Source organism: Citrobacter sp. C5_2 (genome assembly GCF_014596845.2).
Classification (GTDB): domain Bacteria; phylum Pseudomonadota; class Gammaproteobacteria; order Enterobacterales; family Enterobacteriaceae; genus Citrobacter; species Citrobacter werkmanii.
The window spans coordinates 2948685-2966167 of record NZ_CP115032.1 but is presented as its reverse complement, the minus strand read 5'-3'; the positions used below and the strand labels follow the sequence as shown (position 1 = coordinate 2966167).

Genomic DNA, 17483 nt, shown 5'->3' with positions numbered 1-17483 from the left:
GGAAGGCCAGACTCAGGCGGTCAGGGCGATAATTTACGCAATGGCCTCACACAAGCGTGATTTCATTTCGCTGTACGTTTGTGCGGCATACTTCTCCGCCCATCCCTGATCGGTAATGTGCTCAATTTTGACAGCACAATATTTGGTTTCCGGCGTTTTCGAGATCGGATCAAGGTTATCCTGCGTTAGTTCATTACACGCGCCAATCCACCATTGATAGGTCATATACACTGTGCCGGCATTAATACGCTCAGATACATCCGCACGGCTGATGACCTTGCCTCGGCGCGAGCTTACCCACACCAGGTCACGATGACGGATACCTAGTTTTTCTGCATCATCGGTGTTGATTTGAACATACCCTGGCTCATCAGCCAGCGCCTGTAATGCCGCGCAGTTGCCGGTCATGGAGCGGCAGGAGTAGTGTCCGACCTCGCGCACAGTACACAACACCAGCGGATAGTTCTCATCAGGGACTTCAGCAGGAGCGCGCCACGGAGCGGCAAACAGTTTGCCTTTGCCATTCGCGGTATCAAACTGGCTGTGTGCGTAAAGATACGGTGTGCCCGGGTGATCGAGATCCGGACAAGGCCACTGAACATGGCCCATCTCACCCATTTTCTCATAGGTCACGCCATAGAATAGCGGGCACAGTTCGCGCATCTCATCCCAGATTTGCTGATTATTTTGATACTGCATTGGATAGCCCATTTCGCTGGCCAACAGACTGATAATTTCCCAGTCACGTTTAACATCCCCGTGGGGTTCAATCGCTTTCTCAAAACGCTGGAAGCCACGATCGGCGCAGGTAAAGACACCACCGTGTTCGCCCCATGATGTTGCAGGCAACAGGACGTCGGCCATCTCTGCCGTTTTGGTCATGAAGATATCCTGCACGACGATAAAATCGAGCGCGTTAAATCCTTCCCGGACCAGCCCCAAATCAGCCTCGGTTTGCAGCGGATCCTCACCCATGATGTAGTAGGCTTTTATTTTGCCCTCAATCGCCAGATGCGGAACTTCGGTGATGCGCGTTCCGACCTTGTCATCCATCTGATTAACGTCAATCCCCCAGGCGGTGGCGAATTTCTCCCTGACGGCAAAATCGGTCACGTCCTGATACCCCGGAAACTGGTTAGGCAGTACGCCCATATCACATGCGCCCTGCACGTTATTTTGCCCGCGTACCGGGCCAACGCCGACGTTTGGACGTCCCAGATTCCCGGTCAGTAAGGCCAGGCTCGACAGTCCACGCACCACATCAACGGCCTGGCCAAACTGCGTGACGCCCATCCCCCACATCACGGTTGCCGATGGCGCCGCGGCAAATGTACGCATCGCCTGACGAACCTGTTGTGCAGGGACGCCGGTTAAATGTTCTACGGCTTCAGGGGCATAGTCCTTAACGGTTTCCCAGTATGTTTCCAGACCTTCGGCATGTTTATGCACGTACTCGCGATCGTAAAGCTGCTCTTCAATAAGCACATGGCCAAAAGCGTTGACCAGCGCCATGTTGCAGCCATTTTTTAACTGCAAATGCTGATCGGCGATACGGGCGGTTTCAATACGGCGAGGGTCGCAAACAATGATTTTCGCGCCGTTCTGACGAGCTTTAATCACCCGACGGGCCACTATGGGGTGTGAGTCCGCGCAGTTATAACCAAAGATGAGCAGGCATTTTGAGTTTTCAATGTCGCTGATGGAGTTGCTCATTGCGCCATTGCCCAGCGTTTCCTGGAGACCCGCAACGGAAGGCCCGTGACAGACACGGGCACAGCAGTCGACATTGTTGGTGTTGAGCACCCCACGGGCGAATTTTTGCATCACGTAGTTGGTCTCATTGCCTGTTCCCCGGGAGGAACCTGTCGTCATGATGGCGCGAGGACCATAGGTATTTTTGATTTCAGATAAGCGTTTAGCGGTGTAACGAATGGCCTCATCCCAGCTAACGGGAGTGAATTTTCCACCTTTTTCATAACGGATCATCGGGCGAGTCAGACGGGGAGTCAGAAGGCGGGTGTCGTTCAGAAAGTCCCAACCATAATAGCCTTTCAGGCATAGCTGATTTTGGTTCGTTACACCCTCAGCGGCTTCGGCGCGGATGATTTTGTTATTTTCAACAACAAGCTTGAGCTTGCACCCGGCCCCACAGTATGGGCATACACTGGTGATTTTTTTCATCAATAACAGACCTGTTAAATGCTGAAATAGCGCGAATTGTAGACGAAGCCACGTGAATAGATATCACGGGCTACGATGTGTCGTAGTGACGGGTTGTTAAAGCATAAAGCATGCCAAAAATGAAAACCCAGCATTGGCAGGGGGGCTGCCCAGAGAGCAGAGAGGAATGACTGTCGATTCGTCACTATTGACGAGAAGCGTCATAAATATCACCGTTTTGTCGTTGGTTTAACTCTATGAAACATCAGAAAAAGATGAAAATTACAGGTGATGCCGATCACAAATTATAATTTTTCAGCGCTATGCTATGCTTTTATACAACGAGTCAATCGTTAACTTAAAAACATAAGTGAGGAAAATAATGGGCATTATTTCATGGGTGATTTTCGGTCTTATCGCGGGAATTTTGGCAAAATGGATTATGCCGGGTAAAGATGGCGGCGGATTCTTTATGACCATTATCCTGGGGGTTGTTGGTGCGGTGGTTGGCGGCTGGATCAGTACCTTCTTTGGCTTTGGCAAAGTTGATGGTTTCAACTTCGGCAGTTTCGTCGTAGCGGTTATCGGCGCGATCGTGGTGCTGTTTATCTACAGAAAGATCAAAAGCTAATTCAATATACAGAGATGAAAGGCCACTGATATGTGGCCTTTTTATTAGTTACCACCAGCCCAGTTCCGTTCCCAGAACCACGATGATAGCCACGCCAATCATAATGAGCGTTGTTTTTTTCATCGTTATGCACCCGGCGCAGCGTAGCCGCCAACAAAAAACCAGGATAAGAAAACGACAGCGGAAATGAAAATAATGACGGGGAAAATAATACCGAGTCGCATAGGATTATCTGCCAGAGTTATTTAAAGACGAGCCAGCATAGCAGGGCTTAATGTACGACAAAAGTGGTTTTATCCTGTCGCTTTTTATCTTTGTACATTGCGCTGTCTGCCATGTGGAGCGCACAGTTTACATCGGTCTCATGCGGATCAATTTCCACCACGCCCAGGCTGGCGCCAGGATAAAACAGATGGACGCTGCCCAAGTGATAGTCGCCGCAAATGCGCTGTTGCAGCTGATTTTTCACCTTTTGCAGGCGCTCGCACCGATCGCTTTCATCTTCCGGCGACAGGCTAACGACTAAAAATTCGTCACCGCCCAGTCGACCAAGGATATCATTGTCGCTGCATTCGTGGAGCAGGCGCTGTCCGATCTGGATCAGGAACTGGTCGCCAACTTCATGACCAAAGCGGTCATTAATCAGTTTGAAATCATCCAAATCAATATAGGCAACGACGACCTTCTGCCGGAGATGTCGGGCAAGCGAAAATAGGGTTTCAACATTTTCAAAAATCGAGCGCCGGTTCGGTAACCCGGTCAGCGCATCGGTGTAGGAATACGCAATCAGCGCGGCGTTGGCTTCGCGTAACTGAGCGACCAGCGACTCTTTTTGAATAGACTGGGCGATCAGGCCGGCAAACAGATTCAGCACCTGTTCACCTCGCTCGCTCAATGCCTGCTGGCGGCGACTGGTGGCACAGAGCGTACCGTAAAACGTTCCGTCCGGAAGATGAACAGGCGTGCTGAGAAACGTAGTGATTTCCAGCGCGCGGGCTGCGCTGCATTCCGGCCAGCGTGCGGGCACGTTGTCGCTATACAGACAGTTATCTTCGATGGCGCGTTTGCATAGCGTCTCATCCCACGGGACGGACAGCCCTTCCGGGATCTGCATTTGTTTGCTATTGCGCGCGTACAAAATATGCTGCAGGCGAGCATCTAAATCGACCTTGGTTAAATAGGTTGATTCCATCTCTGTCACCACCTCCAGCATCTCCAGAAGTTGCCGAACCAGACTCTCAACAGACTGCTCCGTGGCTAAGGATTGTGAGACTCTGGCGAGGATCATGTCCGACATGAGGTGTAAATACTCCTGAGTAATGACAAGGCTGGCGTTGCCCGCATGATAGAACATCAAGGTGAAAGATGAAACACGTGCTCCCGGTTAAAATGTAAACATAAAATTGAAGCCCGGTGGTAAAACATGGAGATATATGAGGAGTCGGGGTAATCTTGCCGGATAACGTTCTTAGCAGGAGTTGATATGAAACTGGCGTCTGTTATTTTGCCCGGCATGCTGGTGCTGGCAGGGTGTAGTGCCCCACAACCGGAAGTGCCAATGCCACCGAAAATTGGCATGGCGAATCCGGCATCGGTGTATTGCGAACAAAAGGGCGGCTCGCTGATTACGGTGCAGACTCCGCAAGGGGTAAGGTCTGACTGCAAACTCCCCGGAGGGGAAGTAATAGATGAATGGGAACTCTGGCGTAGAGATCATCCGGCAGCGGGGAAGTGATCCGCTGTTAGCATTGACGTAGCCATTCAGCCAGCACCAGCGCGTGGTTTTGCTGAGTATTCTTCGCCGCATACAGTAGCGTTAAGGTTTGCTGCCGGGCAATCTCTGCGAGGCGCTTCCCTTCCTGCTGCTGTTGGGCCAGTTCGCTACGGTACTGCTGGGAGAAGTGAGAAAAATCAATCAGCTCTGCGTGGAATGCTTTACGTAAATCTGATGACGGCGTCAGCGCTTTATTCCATTCATTGAAAGCAAGGTCGGTCTTTTTTATCCCCCGTGGCCATAACCGATCGACCAGAACGCGATAACCATCGCTTGTTTCTGCCGGGTCATACACGCGTTTACACTGAATATTCATCTTTTCATCCGCTCCATTAAGCCGCCGCGTTGGTATTTAGCATCATTTTTATGACGGTTAAATAAGATCCTAAAACGTGACCATTATAGCATTTTGCCAGCCTGGACTCCCAATTTAAGGGATTGTGATACCGATGAAAAGTCGGTAGGCTGAGGCTCCTTATGTTGTCCCTTATTGTCTGGACATAAGGAAACCTTAATGGACATTTCCCCGATAAAAGATACGCTTCGCATTGCGCTGGTGGGCGATTACAACCCCGATATTGTGGCGCACCAGGCGATTCCCCTTGCCATTGATGATGCTGCTGCCGTGCTGGAGTTGGTGGCTGATTATGACTGGCTAACCACTTCCGATATCAATAGCCGTGAAGACCTGATTGGCTATGATGCCATCTGGGTCGTGCCAGGCATCCCCTATCGACACCCGGAAGGGGCGCTGATTGCGATACGCTACGCACGCGAGAACAGCATTCCATTTTTAGGCACCTGTGGTGGTTTCCAACACGCCATACTGGAGTATGCCCGAAACGTGCTGGGCTGGAGTGATGCCGCGCATGCTGAAACGGATACCGCTGGGCGAATGGTGATCGCGCCGTTGACCTGCTCGTTGGTTGAAAAAAAGGATGATATTGAGCTCCGGGCCAATACGCTGATTGCGAAAGCCTATGGACGCGATGCTATCACGGAGGGGTATCACTGCAACTATGGTGTGTCGGACGCTTTTGCCACCGTGCTTGAGAGCGGCGATCTCCGGGTGACCGGTTGGGATGACGCCGGGGATATTCGCGCCATTGAACTGGTAACGCATCCTTTCTTTGTTGGCACACTCTTTCAGCATGAACGTGGCGCGCTGGCGGGAAAACCCGTGCCGTTAGTCCAGGCGATGCTCCGCGCCGCGCGGGGATAAAATGCCGGGCAGGAGGTTAGCTAACCTGCCCGCTACATTATGCGTTCGCGATCTCCCGATCGCGCCCAGCGCACAGACCAAACACGGCCATCAGCATCGCTAACGCGGCGACACCCGCTAATGGAATCAGCCAGCTACCGTTGAGGTCGTGAATTTTACCCATCAAGGGCGGCCCGCAGGCGGCCAGTAAATAGCCGACAGACTGCGCCATTCCGGACAACGCCGCGGCCTGATGTGCGGAACTTGCGCGCAGGCCAATGAAGGTCAAGCCGAGGATCATGGTCGCACCTGAGCCAAAGCCAAACAGAATGGTCCACAGTAAAGCCTGGTCGGGCATTATGGCGAATCCCGCCGCGCCAATGGCGCACATTACTGAAACCAGGGCGGCGATGGCACGCTGATCCTTAAATCTGTTCAGGACGAGGGGAATCAATAACCCTGGCGCGGCGGTCGCCAGTTGCAGCAAACCGTGCAACGAACCGGCCTGCGCCTCGCTGTAGCCGTGGCTGATTAAAATGGCGGGTAACCAGCCGATGATCACGTAATAGATAAGCGAGTTGATTCCCAGAAACAGGGTCACCTGCCAGGCGAGGCTGGAGCGCCAGATAGCACGGGAATGTAATGCGCGTGAGTTACTCAAGCTGGCATTGCCCGTCTGACGACACTGGGGTAACCAGATAACCAGCGCCAGCAGCGGAAAAACCATCAGTACCATCAGTGCGCCGCGCCAGCCAAATCCATTTAACGCCAGCGGAACAACCATGGCTGAACCCAGCGCCGCCGCTGCGCCCATGGTCAGCGAGTAAGCGCCAGTAAGTTTTGCCACATGCTGGGCATAATCACGCTTAATTAGCCCAGGCAACAGGACATTTCCCAGGGCGATTCCGCACCCGATGATGGCGGTGCCGCTAAACAGCAATCCCGGTGAGGGCAGCGAGCGTATCGTAATACCTGCGCAAATCAGCAGCATAGCGGCAAACAGGCTGCGTTCGATGCCCCAGCGGCGCGCAACGGCTGCGGCCAGAGGGGATACCAGCGCGAAGGCCAGCAGCGGAAGGGTGGTCAACAGTCCCGTTTGGGCGGTACTCAGATCGTAGTCGGCACGAATTGCATCTAACAGCGGGGCGGCGCCGGTAAAGGTAACGCGCAGCGTGGTGGCAATCATCAGGATACCCGCGATCAGCAAAGCAGCGTTTTTACCGCGGGAGGAAGGCGTATTTATCATTTTTTTCTCATCTTGTCAGGCGAGGCGATACCTTAGCGTTTTTACGCCATGAGTGAATCAAGCTAAAATGACAGTTTATCGCTAAAATCGGACATTCTTATGTTGGGACTAAGATTGGATGGGTATGAACCTGACCTTCACCATGATGCCGCAGTGGCGTTCTGCATTCAGGCCCGGGAAGATGAACTCTTTAGTCCGCTGCATCAGCATCGTAAGGGGCAGTTGATTCTGGCTTTGCATGGCGCGATTACCTGCGAGGTCGAAAATGCCATGTGGATGGTGCCTCCCCAATATGCGGTGTGGATTCCTGGTGAAATTCCGCACAGTAACCATGTAACCGTAGGCGCACAATTGTGTTTCTTGTTTATTGAACCTCATGCCGTCGTGATGCCTGAGCGTTGTTGTACGCTAAAGATATCTCCCTTGTGCCGGGAGCTCATTCTCTCGCTGGCGTCGAAAACGGACGACCAACGACTGGAACCGTCAACTCAGCGACTGACGCAGGTGTTGTTTGATGAACTCCCGCAGCAACCGCAGGAGCAACTGCAGTTACCGGTTTCCGATCATCCGAAAATCCGCAGAATGGTCGCGACAATGGCGCGAGAGCCTGCCCAATGGCAGACGCTGGGGCAGTGGGCCGACGTATTTGCGATGAGTGAGCGCAACCTTGCCCGGCTGGTCGTCAAGGAAACGGGATTGAGCTTTCGCCGCTGGCGTCATCAGCTGCAGTTGATTCTGGCGCTGCAGGCGCTGATCGATGGTCATAATGTTCAGCAGGTCGCGCAAATGCTCGGTTATGATTCAACCACCGCATTTATCACGATGTTCAAAAAAGGCCTGGGGCAGACCCCAGGCCGTTATCTGAGCTGACTTGCTACTGCTTCCCAACAATCAACGAGACCAGACCTGCCGCAATAAGCGGCCCCACCGGTACGCCGCGAAACAGCGCCACGCCCAGCACCGTACCGACCAGTAAACCGGCCACAAGCTGGGGCTGGCTGCCCATCAACGTGACGCCGCGCCCGCCAAGCCAGGAGACAACCACGCCGACGGCAATCGCGATCAGTGATTTCCAGTTTACAAAGGAGTGAATGAGCGTGGAGGGCGGTAGCGTTCCGCTGGCGATCGGTGCCATTACGCCGATAGTCAGAATAATAATCCCGATGGTCAGTCCCTGTTTTTCAATCCACGGAAAGAACGTATTCAGAGGGGTTACACGGACGATGATCAGCACCAGAATTGAAACAGCGACAGTGGTGTTGTGGCTGACAAAGCCCAGAGCTGCCAGTCCGAGGAGGATCAGCAGAGTGACATCAAACATCGTAGTTTCCTTGCCAAAAGAAAAAATAAGCCTGCTTACTGTACGCGTAAACGCGTGACGGAACAGGCTTTATTTAATAATTATGATTTTTTTGAGCTAATGCACGATGCGGCGTTATTTGCTGCTAACTCGGCTGTTATTGAACGCGGCGGAACGAAATTAATTCCGGTTGTGCAATTCGCAGGTAATCAGCAGTATCCATGATCACGGATTTTTCCAGCATTCCGGCATTGAACGCAATTTCAGTAAAACGTTCAAACAACAGCGGATCGGCGACCAGTTTGAGATTCGGATGGAAACTAAATGGTGGGATGGCGCCAAATACGCAACCCGTCAGTTCATCGACTTCCGCCGGGCTGGCGAGCGACGCTCTCAACCCGCCGATATGGCCGGCCAACAGGCTCAGGTCGGCCTGCTGGTCGGCAGAGAGAATCGCCAGAACATGCTGATTAACGCCGTTACCCTTTACTTTACAGACCAGCGCTTTTGCGCCCTGGCCCAGTGCAGTACCGCGAATTTCAGAGACCGCTTCACATTTGCCGACGGCTTCATGGCTAACCACGCGATACGTCGCGCCTTGTTCTGATAATAACGAAATTAAACGCTGATGCGTTGCGTTACCTTTGTTCACTTCCGTCATGACTTGCTCCTGGTACAACAATGAAAATCCTGGCTGAAAAATGATTACGCATCGGTGCGTTTTTTCTGTTTGTTCAGATAGAGTTGGGCATCCGATGCTTTGTAAGCATCATCAATGGTGTCGTTTGGCTGCATATTATAAATCCCGGCAGAGAAGCTGATTGATATATCTTGCGCAATAATTTGTAAGTTGTAGCGAATCCGTTCCAGCACGCGGTGCGTTAATTCACTGGGATGATTGATGAGGATAATGCAAAATTCATCCCCGCCGAGTCGGATGGCATAGTCGCTTTTGCGAATCGAGGTTTGAATGGCTTTAGCCAGAAGGGTGATAATGCGATCGCCTTCCTTATGCCCCAATGTGTCATTAATCACTTTAAGCTTATCGCAATCAATGGCGATAAAGGTCACGAGGGTTCCCGTGTTCACCAACTGCTGCAAACGCTGTTCGAGCATCGGCGTCAAAATTTTACGGTTATAGAGTCCAGTCATCGCATCGCTGATATTTTCCCGCGTGACGTTGTGATACAACCGAAAATGAGTTCTGACCATATTCAGCAGCAATATCGTTGCCAGAAGATAAAAGGCGAATATTTTCCATGATGAGACAATAAAGTACATAAAATCAAGAGATAACGTGACGCGTATGCCGCCAGGGATGTCCTTCTCGTAGTGAACGTAGCGGAATAAATGGGTCTCACTTTGGTGAACAATAATCTCTTTTCCTGAGCTGATATCCGAGAGCGTCACGTTAAGAAAACGCCAGACGAGAGGGCGATCGCTGGTATAAAAGATATTTTTTAAATTTTCTTTGTTAATATCCACCATCACCACGCCTTTTAGCTTACCGGCATAGTAGACCGGCGTTAAAAAGCTCATCACCTTTTTCTCGGTCAGGTTATCCTCATAAATACTGGAGATCACCGTACGACCAGTGAAAATACCGTCAATATCATTCTGATCGATTCCCAGCGAGCCTTTTTGCAAAAATGTCCAGTTGTGTATTGCAAATTTCCGTGAGTCGATCAGGTCATAGAAATAGACGTAGTTATTTTTCAGATCGACGTAGTAGCGAAATTTATACTCCAGCGTCCCTAATCCCTGCCCATAATCCTTTTGCAGGCGATTGACGTTCACCGCCCGGTCAAAAGAGGGTAACAGGAATACGTCTTCAAGTTGCCCGCTACATTTCGTAGATGTGGTCTGCAACGTACCGTGTAATGGCAGATAATTATGCGCTGTGAGATTGAGCCCATGTGTACCGTTAACGCTATCGAAAGCATCGCAGAACGCTTTTTGTTGTTCGACAGATGCGGGTTCCTTAGGGGATGAAAATGTGCGCATCAGATGGGCTGCAATACTCTGATTGGTGTACTTATCATAGAGAAAGGAGGAGTCGGCTTTCTCATTGATATAGCGCATATAGGCATTCATTGCCTTATCGCTGGCAATGAGTTCATAAACTAAAAAAGAAGATGTCAAAACAACAACGCTGACTGAGATAAAGAGCCTGAGCGCTTTATGATGCAACTTCATAATGAATTACAGCCCATAGGTTAGAGATGCGATTTTACCACATGCTCCACATTCGCTCTAACGAAGCGGCGGGATAAACCATTGCAAAATGTCACGATCATGATACAGGGTAATGTAATCAGCCGAAGCCTGAGCCTCGGCCGAAAGTGGTTACTTAATTATTGCTGGTGGTACTTTGCTTATGAAACAGTTCGCGGAATACCGGATAAATATCATCCTGATCGCGGATATGCTGCATCGCAAAATTTTCAAAGGTTGATTGCAGATGTTCATATTCACGCCATAAGGTCTGGTGCGCGCGGCGGGTAATTTCGATATAGCTGTAATATCGCACTACCGGCAACAGTTTTTTCGCCAGAATCTCATGACACAACGGTGAATCATCCGCCCAGTTATCACCATCCGACGCCTGCGCGGCATAGATATTCCACTGAGCAGGGTCGTAGCGGTCTTTCACCACTTCATCCATTAACTTCAGCGCGCTGGAGACAATAGTTCCCCCGGTTTCCTGAGAGTAGAAGAACTCATGCTCATCTACCTCTTTCGCCTGGGTGTGGTGGCGAATATAAACCACTTCCACGTTCTTATAGGTGCGGCTTAAGAACAGGTACAGCAGAATATAAAAACGCTTTGCCATATCTTTGGTCGACTGATCCATCGAACCGGAGACGTCCATCAGACAGAACATCACCGCCTGGCTGGAAGGATCGGGCCGTTTTTCATAATTCTTGTAGCGTAAGTCAAAGGTGTCGATAAACGGCACGCGTTCGATTTTTGCCCGTAGTTCGGCAATTTCTTTGCGTAACCGTTCTTCTTCCAGCAACTGAGCCGGTTCACTTTTCGCGATGGTCTCAAGATCTGCTTCGAGCGCATGCAGTTCGCGACGCTTACCTGCCGTCATTGCCGTGCGACGCGCCAGTGAATTTTGCAGGGAGCGCACCACGCTGATGTTGGCCGGCACACCGTTAGAGGTAAAACCAGCCCGGTGCGTTTTGTACTCCGTTAGCTGACGCTGCTGATTCTGTTTAAGGTTTGGCAGTGCTAAATCTTCGAAAAGCAGATCGAGATATTCATCTTTAGAAATCTGGAAGACGAATTCATCCTGACCCTCGCCATCCTGACTCGCCTGGCCTTGTCCGCTTCCCGAACCGCCGCCTCCGCCCTGTGGACGTTCAATACGGTCATTCTGCACAAAATGGTCATTACCCGGATGCACACGATGGCGCAAGCCACCGCGCCCCTGATGGAACATCGGTTCGCTAATATCATCAGTCGGAATAGAGACAGATTCGCCGCTATCCACATCAGTCACCGAACGCTTGTTAATGGCCTCGGAGATCGACTGTTTAATTTGCGATTTATAACGGCGTAAGAAGCGCTGGCGGTTTACCGTGCTCTTGTTTTTGCCGTTAAGACGCCGGTCAATAAACCAGGTCATAAGCCCCCCGTACTGCATTTGCCAACTTACGCTTCATCCTTCAAGTTGTCTCCGCGTTGGCTGCATTCGCTCACCCAGTCACGTACTTATGTACGCTCCTGGGAATTCACTCATTTGCCGCCTTGATACCTCTTGAATGATTTCGCGTACAGAAGAAATTTTGGCCCGGTAAACGGATAAATTTTCCGGGCCATTTATGCTCTTAAGACGATTTACGTACGCGCAAATACCATTCGCACAGTAAACGCACCTGTTTACGCGTGTAGCCTTTTTCCATCATACGGTCGACAAAATCGTCGTGCTTTTTCTGCTCGTCAGTCGAGGTTTTGGCGTTGAACGAAATAACCGGCAGCAACTCCTCGGTATTGGAGAACATTTTCTTCTCAATCACCGTGCGCAGTTTTTCGTAACTGGTCCAGTTTGGATTGCGACCGCTGTTATTCGCTCTGGCGCGCAGAACAAAGTTGACGATCTCGTTACGGAAGTCTTTCGGGTTACTGATACCCGCCGGCTTCTCAATTTTTTCCAGCTCTGCGTTCAGCGACTCGCGATCGAACAGTTGACCGGTATCCGGGTCGCGGTACTCCTGATCCTGAATCCAGAAATCCGCATAGGTGACGTAACGGTCGAAAATGTTCTGTCCGTATTCGGAATAGGATTCGAGATAAGCTGTCTGAATCTCTTTGCCAATAAATTCAGCATATTTAGGGATCAGGTAGCCTTTCAGGAACTCAAGATAACGTTCGGCCTGCTCCTGAGGGAACTGTTCACGCTCGATTTGCTGTTCCAGGACGTAGAACAGATGCACCGGGTTCGCTGCGACTTCGGCATGATCAAAGTTAAAGACGCGAGAGAGGATCTTAAACGCGAAACGCGTGGACAGACCGTTCATTCCCTCATCGACCCCGGCGTAATCCCGATACTCTTGATAGGATTTCGCTTTTGGATCGGTATCTTTCAGACTTTCGCCATCGTAAACGCGCATCTTCGAGTAAATGCTCGAATTCTCAGGTTCTTTCAGACGAGAAAGAATGGTGAAACGGGAGAGCGTTTCCAGCGTGCCTGGCGCGCAAGGCGCATGGGTCAGCTCACTGTGATTAAGCAATTTCTCGTAAATTTTGATCTCTTCGGAGATCCGCAAGCAATAAGGCACTTTGACAATGTAAACACGGTCAAGGAACGCCTCATTGTTTTTGTTGTTGCGGAACGTCACCCATTCGGACTCGTTCGAGTGGGCAAGAATAATTCCGTTAAACGGCAGGGCAGAGATACCTTCCGTCCCGTTGTAGTTTCCTTCCTGGGTGGCGGTCAGCAGAGGATGCAGCACTTTAATCGGTGCTTTAAACATCTCTACGAACTCCATAATCCCCTGGTTAGCGCGGCACAACGCCCCTGAGTAACCGTAGGCATCAGGATCGTTCTGGGCGTGGTGTTCGAGTTTACGAATATCCACTTTCCCGACCAGCGCAGAGATATCCTGGTTGTTTTCATCGCCAGGTTCTGTTTTGGCGATAGCGATCTGCTCCAGAATAGACGGCCAGACTTTGACGACGCGGAATTTTGTAATATCCCCGCCAAATTCGTGCAGGCGTTTCGCCGCCCATGGCGACATGATCGTCCCGAGGTAGCGACGCGGGATCCCATACTCTTTTTCCAGGATCTGCGCATCTTCCTGTGGATTAAACAGGCACAACGGATGATCGTTAACCGGGCTACGTTCGCCATTGGCGCTCAGGACATAAATCGGAACTCTCTGCATCAGCGACTTGAGTCGCTCAGCGAGAGATGATTTCCCCCCTCCCACAGGCCCCAACAGATACAGAATCTGTTTCTTCTCTTCTAACCCCTGAGCCGCATGTTTCAAATAAGAAACAATCTGCTCAATGGCGTCTTCCATGCCGTAAAACTCTTCGAAAGCGGGATAGCGTGCAATTACCCGATTCGAAAAGAGTCGAGAAAGACGAGGTTCGTGGGCAGTGTCAACCATGACAGGCTCACCAATAGCCATTAATAGCCGCTCTGCCGCGTTGGCATAAGCACTGCGATCTTGCCGACAAGTGGTAAGAAACTCCTGCAGCGTGAACTCTTCGTCCTTGGCAGCTTCGTAACGCTGGCGATAGTGATCGAATATATTCATGGTATGCCGTCCTTTCGTTTTTTAGCACATGTTAAGAGCCGTTCATATGAATAGTAGAGGCCCCTGAAGAGGTAAACTGAACGACGTCGCTGCTGAAGAAATAAGCAACTCTCATGCCATTTTGATGGTCAGGAGATCAACGTATTCGGTGATACACCTTCTAAAATTAAGCGTAGATGGCATTTGCAAAACTTGCCTGGGTGCGCAAATGAATTTCAATGGCATATCAATAACTCATCAGCAAAAAAAGCACATCTTATGTAAAGAAATGGGGCGGGATTCATGTGGTGTTCACCATCCTGCAAGCAAAATGTCATCACTCGCTGAGAAATTAGGGGGTTACATTCCTGGACTAATACGTAAAATAGTTGGGCTGAAGCGTATTGGCGGTTACACTTTGACCGCTACACATTTGAATAAGGAATTATGGATTGTGACCAAACTCAAACTTCTGGCACTTGGCGTGCTTGCCGCAACCGCAGTTAGCACCGCACACGCGGAAAGTCAGTGGACTGTTGGTGCAGGTGTCGGCGTGATTAACAGCCCGTACAAACAGTATGACCGCGATGTTTATCCCGTTCCGGTTGTCACCTATGAAGGCGATAACGTCTGGTTCCACGGTCTGGGTGGCGGCTACTATCTGTGGAATGATACGGCAGATAAGCTCTCCATCATGGCGTACTATGATCCGACGCATTTCAAGCCGGGTGACAGCGACAGCCATGCTTTGCGCCAACTCGACAAGCGTAAAAGCAGCCTGATGGCTGGCCTCTCGTATGTACATAACACCCAGTATGGTTTCCTGCGTACCGCTCTGGCGGGTGATACCCTGGATAATAGCAACGGCTTTATCTGGGATCTGGCCTGGCTCTACCGTTACACTAACGGTGCGCTGACTTTGACGCCGGGTATCGGTGTGCAGTACAGCAGCGAAAACTACAACGACTATTATTATGGCGTGTCCAATCACGAGTCTCGCCGCAGTGGTCTGAAAAGCTACAGCGCTGACGATGGATGGGATCCATACCTGGAGTTGACTGCAAGCTATAACTTCCTTGGCAACTGGAACGTATACGGCACTGGCCGTTATGTGCGTTTGAGTGATGAAGTGAAGGATAGCCCGATGGTCGATAAATCCTGGTCTGGCATCTTCTCGGTGGGTGTGACCTACAAGTTCTGATGCTATTGCGTGTCAAATACAAGCCTGCAGAGATGCGGGCTTTTTTATGCTTCGTGGGGATGAATATTGATCTAAAACATGAGACTGCATTTTTATAGTGGTTTTATGTTTCGCCTGGCCGCAACGATTATTTAACCAGGTATTTCTTTTGCCGTTACTAAAAATAAACCTCTCATTTGATAGCCTGATAGCTATTGTTTTTTTTCATGAGGTAATATCGTCATGCCTTAATGATTTATTGTTGTGGGCTGTCGCTTTCTGGGTTCATAATTTATTGATAATACTGTGGTTTATTGTGTCGCGATGCGCGGGGTATTTATTCTCAAGTGGCATAAAGATAACTGATAAATATTTTGGCTTATTTCGAATGTTAACTTTCAGGTGAAAAAATAAAAAATTAATCATTTGTTTTTATTTTACATCCTTTAGGTATTTGTCTGAAAAAATTAAAATTGACATTAAATATCCTATTGCCGATATTCATTAAACTTTAAAAGTAGTGATAGCAACTCTCGTGGTAAGGCCTTAAATATGCCACGGGGATATCTTGAGTAAAAACCTGGTATAAATAATGAAAAAGTTAATCATGATAGCTGTGATGGGCGGGGTCCTGGCTGGATGCACCAGCGAGGCTTCACGCATGAGTGCATGCGAAAACAAAGGGATCAGCCGCGATGCCTGCTACATCGCCGAACAAAACCGTCAGGCGACAATCAATGCCGCGGCTGAAAAACAGGCCCTGGAAAACGCGCAAAATCTGTATAGCTCCGATGGCACCCATCCCGACCATCACCACAAACACGATAAATACTAAGGTTTAACTCATGAAGAAATTGATTATTATCGCTGCGCTGGTGGCTCCATCTGCTGCGCCTGCTTATGCTATCAGCGAAGCATATCGTCAGCAATTACAGCATGAACACAAAACTCAGGTCAGTGACGCTAATGCCCCGGTGCACGCCAGCAAAACCACATCCGTGCATGTGAATAAGCTGGGCGTGGACTTTAAACGTGGCGCTGATGGTATTGCATATATTAATGGCAACCCTGCGGCAAATGATGAAAATAATGCCGATGCACAAACTTACAGTGCGGGTTTGATTTCCGTCATTGTCTATAAAAACGGAAAAATTAACGCCATGAAAGAGGGCAAATATTTAGGTCGGTTGAAATAAGCGCTGAGTAGTGAAAATTTTGCATTATTTAGGCCCGGGATCTGCATCAGATCCCGGGCCTTTGACTTTAATCGTATTAACGGCCCACACGCCAAACTATGATGGTGCAATTTGTGCACCATAACAGGACACATGTCTGTTGTTTTGCTTTACTGTGGTGCATTAACACAGGAGGGTGCGATGACAGCGAAACAGGTGATGTTTACGGAGCAGGTATCGCTTCCTGCGATTGGGCAGGGAACATGGTACATGGGTGAGGATTCAGCCCGACGTCGGGATGAAGTCGCCGCGTTACGGGCTGGGCTGGATCTTGGCCTGCGATTGATTGATACAGCCGAAATGTACGCAGATGGTGCAGCGGAAGAGGTGGTTGGCGAGGCGCTGTCAGGTCGGCGTGATAGCGCTTTTTTAGTTTCGAAGGTTTACCCATGGAATGCCGCGGGCAAGAAAGCGATTGCCGCCTGCGAAGCCAGCCTGCGTCGTTTGAAAACCGATTATCTGGATCTCTATTTGTTGCACTGGACGGGAGACTTTTCATTTGCTGAGACCGTTGACGCTATGGAAACGCTTATTGCGCAGGGCAAAATCCGCCGCTGGGGCGTCTCTAATCTTGATTACGATGATATGCAGGCATTATGGCAGGTTGCAGGTGGACGACACTGTGCAACTAATCAGGTGCTCTATCATTTAGCATCACGCGGCATTGAATATGATTTACTGCCATGGTGCCAGCAACAGCAGATGCCGGTTATGGCCTACAGTCCGCTGGCTCAGGAAGGGCGGCTACGGGGGGACTTGCTTTCTAACCCAGTGGTCAATGACATTGCGCGCGCCCACAATGCCAGCGCTGCGCAGATTTTACTGGCATGGGTTATTCGTCTTTCGGGGGTGATAGCCATTCCGAAAGCCGCGAATGTGGCGCATGTCGAACAGAATGCCGCAGCACTGGAGATAACGCTCTCTGCCGATGAGCTGACGCAGTTAGATAAGGCATATCCGGCGCCAAAAGGTAAAACGGCGCTGGATATGGTCTGATTTGCCGCAT

Annotated in this window: 18 protein-coding genes and 1 pseudogene; 8 read left to right on the top strand and 11 right to left on the bottom strand. The window is 50.2% G+C overall.

Annotated features, from left to right (window positions below; genetic code table 11):
• Window positions 1–33: 33 nt before the first annotated feature.
• Window positions 34–2181, bottom strand: coding sequence for a formate dehydrogenase subunit alpha (fdhF, locus tag ICA20_RS14530; protein WP_038640011.1), 2148 nt, complete (start codon window positions 2179–2181; stop codon window positions 34–36).
• A gap of 361 nt (window positions 2182–2542) precedes the next feature.
• Between fdhF and ICA20_RS14525 the strand changes: the two genes are divergently transcribed.
• Window positions 2543–2791, top strand: a complete 249-nt coding sequence (locus ICA20_RS14525) for a GlsB/YeaQ/YmgE family stress response membrane protein (RefSeq protein WP_005120370.1) — start codon at window positions 2543–2545, stop codon at window positions 2789–2791.
• 48 nt (window positions 2792–2839) lie between these two features.
• Here ICA20_RS14525 and yoaJ read toward each other — a convergent pair whose 3' ends face one another.
• The 3 genes from yoaJ to ICA20_RS14510 are packed head-to-tail and all read right to left on the bottom strand — an operon-like array spanning window position 2840 to window position 4088.
• Complete coding sequence (yoaJ, locus tag ICA20_RS14520; RefSeq protein WP_099530266.1) at window positions 2840–2914, bottom strand: protein YoaJ; 75 nt, start codon at window positions 2912–2914, stop codon at window positions 2840–2842.
• Between the two features lie 2 nt (window positions 2915–2916).
• Window positions 2917–3015, bottom strand: coding sequence for a YoaK family small membrane protein (locus ICA20_RS14515; RefSeq protein ID WP_038640017.1), 99 nt, complete (start codon window positions 3013–3015; stop codon window positions 2917–2919).
• 47 nt (window positions 3016–3062) lie between these two features.
• Window positions 3063–4088, bottom strand: a complete 1026-nt coding sequence (locus ICA20_RS14510; protein WP_038640019.1) for a sensor domain-containing diguanylate cyclase — start codon at window positions 4086–4088, stop codon at window positions 3063–3065.
• Between the two features lie 186 nt (window positions 4089–4274).
• Between ICA20_RS14510 and ICA20_RS14505 the strand changes: the two genes are divergently transcribed.
• On the top strand, window positions 4275–4526 hold the full coding sequence (locus ICA20_RS14505; RefSeq protein ID WP_038640020.1) for a DUF333 domain-containing protein: 252 nt from the start codon (window positions 4275–4277) through the stop codon (window positions 4524–4526).
• Window positions 4527–4533: 7 nt separating this feature from the next.
• On the opposite strand, the gene ICA20_RS14500 is transcribed toward ICA20_RS14505, so the two are convergent.
• Window positions 4534–4881, bottom strand: a complete 348-nt coding sequence (locus tag ICA20_RS14500) for a DUF488 domain-containing protein (protein WP_038640022.1) — start codon at window positions 4879–4881, stop codon at window positions 4534–4536.
• A gap of 198 nt (window positions 4882–5079) precedes the next feature.
• On the opposite strand from ICA20_RS14500, the gene ICA20_RS14495 reads away from it, so the two are divergent.
• Window positions 5080–5787: a CTP synthase gene (locus tag ICA20_RS14495; RefSeq protein ID WP_038640024.1), complete on the top strand. Its 708-nt coding sequence runs from the start codon at window positions 5080–5082 to the stop codon at window positions 5785–5787.
• A gap of 37 nt (window positions 5788–5824) precedes the next feature.
• Here ICA20_RS14495 and ICA20_RS14490 read toward each other — a convergent pair whose 3' ends face one another.
• Window positions 5825–7012 carry a CynX/NimT family MFS transporter gene (locus ICA20_RS14490; protein WP_038640026.1) on the bottom strand — a complete coding sequence of 396 codons (1188 nt, stop codon included), beginning with the start codon at window positions 7010–7012 and terminating at the stop codon, window positions 5825–5827.
• A 99-nt stretch (window positions 7013–7111) separates the two neighbouring features.
• Here ICA20_RS14490 and ICA20_RS14485 point away from each other — a divergent pair.
• Window positions 7112–7904 (top strand): annotated as a pseudogene (locus ICA20_RS14485) (helix-turn-helix transcriptional regulator); the annotation flags it as partial.
• Here the strand turns inward: ICA20_RS14485 and ICA20_RS14480 are convergent.
• The 5 genes from ICA20_RS14480 to yeaG all read right to left on the bottom strand — a co-directional run bounded on the left by ICA20_RS14480 (window position 7887) and on the right by yeaG (window position 14083).
• Window positions 7887–8333 carry a DUF441 domain-containing protein gene (locus ICA20_RS14480; protein WP_038640032.1) on the bottom strand — a complete coding sequence of 149 codons (447 nt, stop codon included), beginning with the start codon at window positions 8331–8333 and terminating at the stop codon, window positions 7887–7889. The pseudogene ICA20_RS14485 and the gene ICA20_RS14480 overlap by 18 nt on opposite strands.
• A 136-nt stretch (window positions 8334–8469) precedes the next feature.
• The gene (locus ICA20_RS14475; protein WP_038640035.1) at window positions 8470–8973 is read right to left on the bottom strand and encodes a YbaK/prolyl-tRNA synthetase associated domain-containing protein; all 504 of its coding nucleotides are present in this window, start codon (window positions 8971–8973) and stop codon (window positions 8470–8472) included.
• A gap of 44 nt (window positions 8974–9017) precedes the next feature.
• Window positions 9018–10508: a diguanylate cyclase DgcJ gene (gene dgcJ / locus ICA20_RS14470; RefSeq protein ID WP_038640038.1), complete on the bottom strand. Its 1491-nt coding sequence runs from the start codon at window positions 10506–10508 to the stop codon at window positions 9018–9020.
• 154 nt (window positions 10509–10662) lie between these two features.
• On the bottom strand, window positions 10663–11946 hold the full coding sequence (locus ICA20_RS14465; RefSeq protein WP_038640041.1) for a YeaH/YhbH family protein: 1284 nt from the start codon (window positions 11944–11946) through the stop codon (window positions 10663–10665).
• A 202-nt stretch (window positions 11947–12148) separates the two neighbouring features.
• Window positions 12149–14083, bottom strand: a complete 1935-nt coding sequence (gene yeaG / locus ICA20_RS14460; RefSeq protein ID WP_038640044.1) for a protein kinase YeaG — start codon at window positions 14081–14083, stop codon at window positions 12149–12151.
• Window positions 14084–14516: 433 nt separating this feature from the next.
• Between yeaG and ICA20_RS14455 the strand changes: the two genes are divergently transcribed.
• The 4 genes from ICA20_RS14455 (at window position 14517) to ICA20_RS14440 (ending at window position 17473) form a co-directional block, all read left to right on the top strand.
• Window positions 14517–15263, top strand: a complete 747-nt coding sequence (locus ICA20_RS14455; protein WP_038640047.1) for a MipA/OmpV family protein — start codon at window positions 14517–14519, stop codon at window positions 15261–15263.
• Window positions 15264–15834: 571 nt separating this feature from the next.
• Window positions 15835–16077 (top strand): hypothetical protein, encoded by a 243-nt coding sequence (locus ICA20_RS14450; RefSeq protein WP_038640050.1) that lies wholly within the window; start codon window positions 15835–15837, stop codon window positions 16075–16077.
• Window positions 16078–16087: 10 nt separating this feature from the next.
• Complete coding sequence (locus ICA20_RS14445) at window positions 16088–16438, top strand: hypothetical protein (protein WP_038640054.1); 351 nt, start codon at window positions 16088–16090, stop codon at window positions 16436–16438.
• Window positions 16439–16618: 180 nt separating this feature from the next.
• Window positions 16619–17473, top strand: a complete 855-nt coding sequence (locus ICA20_RS14440) for an aldo/keto reductase (protein WP_038640057.1) — start codon at window positions 16619–16621, stop codon at window positions 17471–17473.
• Window positions 17474–17483: the final 10 nt, after the last annotated feature.

Bases quoted from the DNA above. Each gene is read 5' to 3' on its own strand.
- fdhF (WP_038640011.1), bottom strand. From the start codon at position 2,181: ATGAAAAAAATCACCAGTGTATGCCCATACTGTGGGGCCGGGTGCAAG.
- ICA20_RS14525 (WP_005120370.1), top strand. From the start codon at position 2,543: ATGGGCATTATTTCATGGGTGATTTTCGGTCTTATCGCGGGAATTTTG.
- ICA20_RS14515 (WP_038640017.1), bottom strand. From the start codon at position 3,015: ATGCGACTCGGTATTATTTTCCCCGTCATTATTTTCATTTCCGCTGTC.
- ICA20_RS14510 (WP_038640019.1), bottom strand. From the start codon at position 4,088: ATGTCGGACATGATCCTCGCCAGAGTCTCACAATCCTTAGCCACGGAG.
- ICA20_RS14505 (WP_038640020.1), top strand. From the start codon at position 4,275: ATGAAACTGGCGTCTGTTATTTTGCCCGGCATGCTGGTGCTGGCAGGG.
- ICA20_RS14500 (WP_038640022.1), bottom strand. From the start codon at position 4,881: ATGAATATTCAGTGTAAACGCGTGTATGACCCGGCAGAAACAAGCGAT.
- ICA20_RS14495 (WP_038640024.1), top strand. From the start codon at position 5,080: ATGGACATTTCCCCGATAAAAGATACGCTTCGCATTGCGCTGGTGGGC.
- ICA20_RS14490 (WP_038640026.1), bottom strand. From the start codon at position 7,012: ATGATAAATACGCCTTCCTCCCGCGGTAAAAACGCTGCTTTGCTGATC.
- ICA20_RS14480 (WP_038640032.1), bottom strand. From the start codon at position 8,333: ATGTTTGATGTCACTCTGCTGATCCTCCTCGGACTGGCAGCTCTGGGC.
- ICA20_RS14475 (WP_038640035.1), bottom strand. From the start codon at position 8,973: ATGACGGAAGTGAACAAAGGTAACGCAACGCATCAGCGTTTAATTTCG.
- dgcJ (WP_038640038.1), bottom strand. From the start codon at position 10,508: ATGAAGTTGCATCATAAAGCGCTCAGGCTCTTTATCTCAGTCAGCGTT.
- ICA20_RS14465 (WP_038640041.1), bottom strand. From the start codon at position 11,946: ATGACCTGGTTTATTGACCGGCGTCTTAACGGCAAAAACAAGAGCACG.
- yeaG (WP_038640044.1), bottom strand. From the start codon at position 14,083: ATGAATATATTCGATCACTATCGCCAGCGTTACGAAGCTGCCAAGGAC.
- ICA20_RS14450 (WP_038640050.1), top strand. From the start codon at position 15,835: ATGAAAAAGTTAATCATGATAGCTGTGATGGGCGGGGTCCTGGCTGGA.
- ICA20_RS14445 (WP_038640054.1), top strand. From the start codon at position 16,088: ATGAAGAAATTGATTATTATCGCTGCGCTGGTGGCTCCATCTGCTGCG.
- ICA20_RS14440 (WP_038640057.1), top strand. From the start codon at position 16,619: ATGACAGCGAAACAGGTGATGTTTACGGAGCAGGTATCGCTTCCTGCG.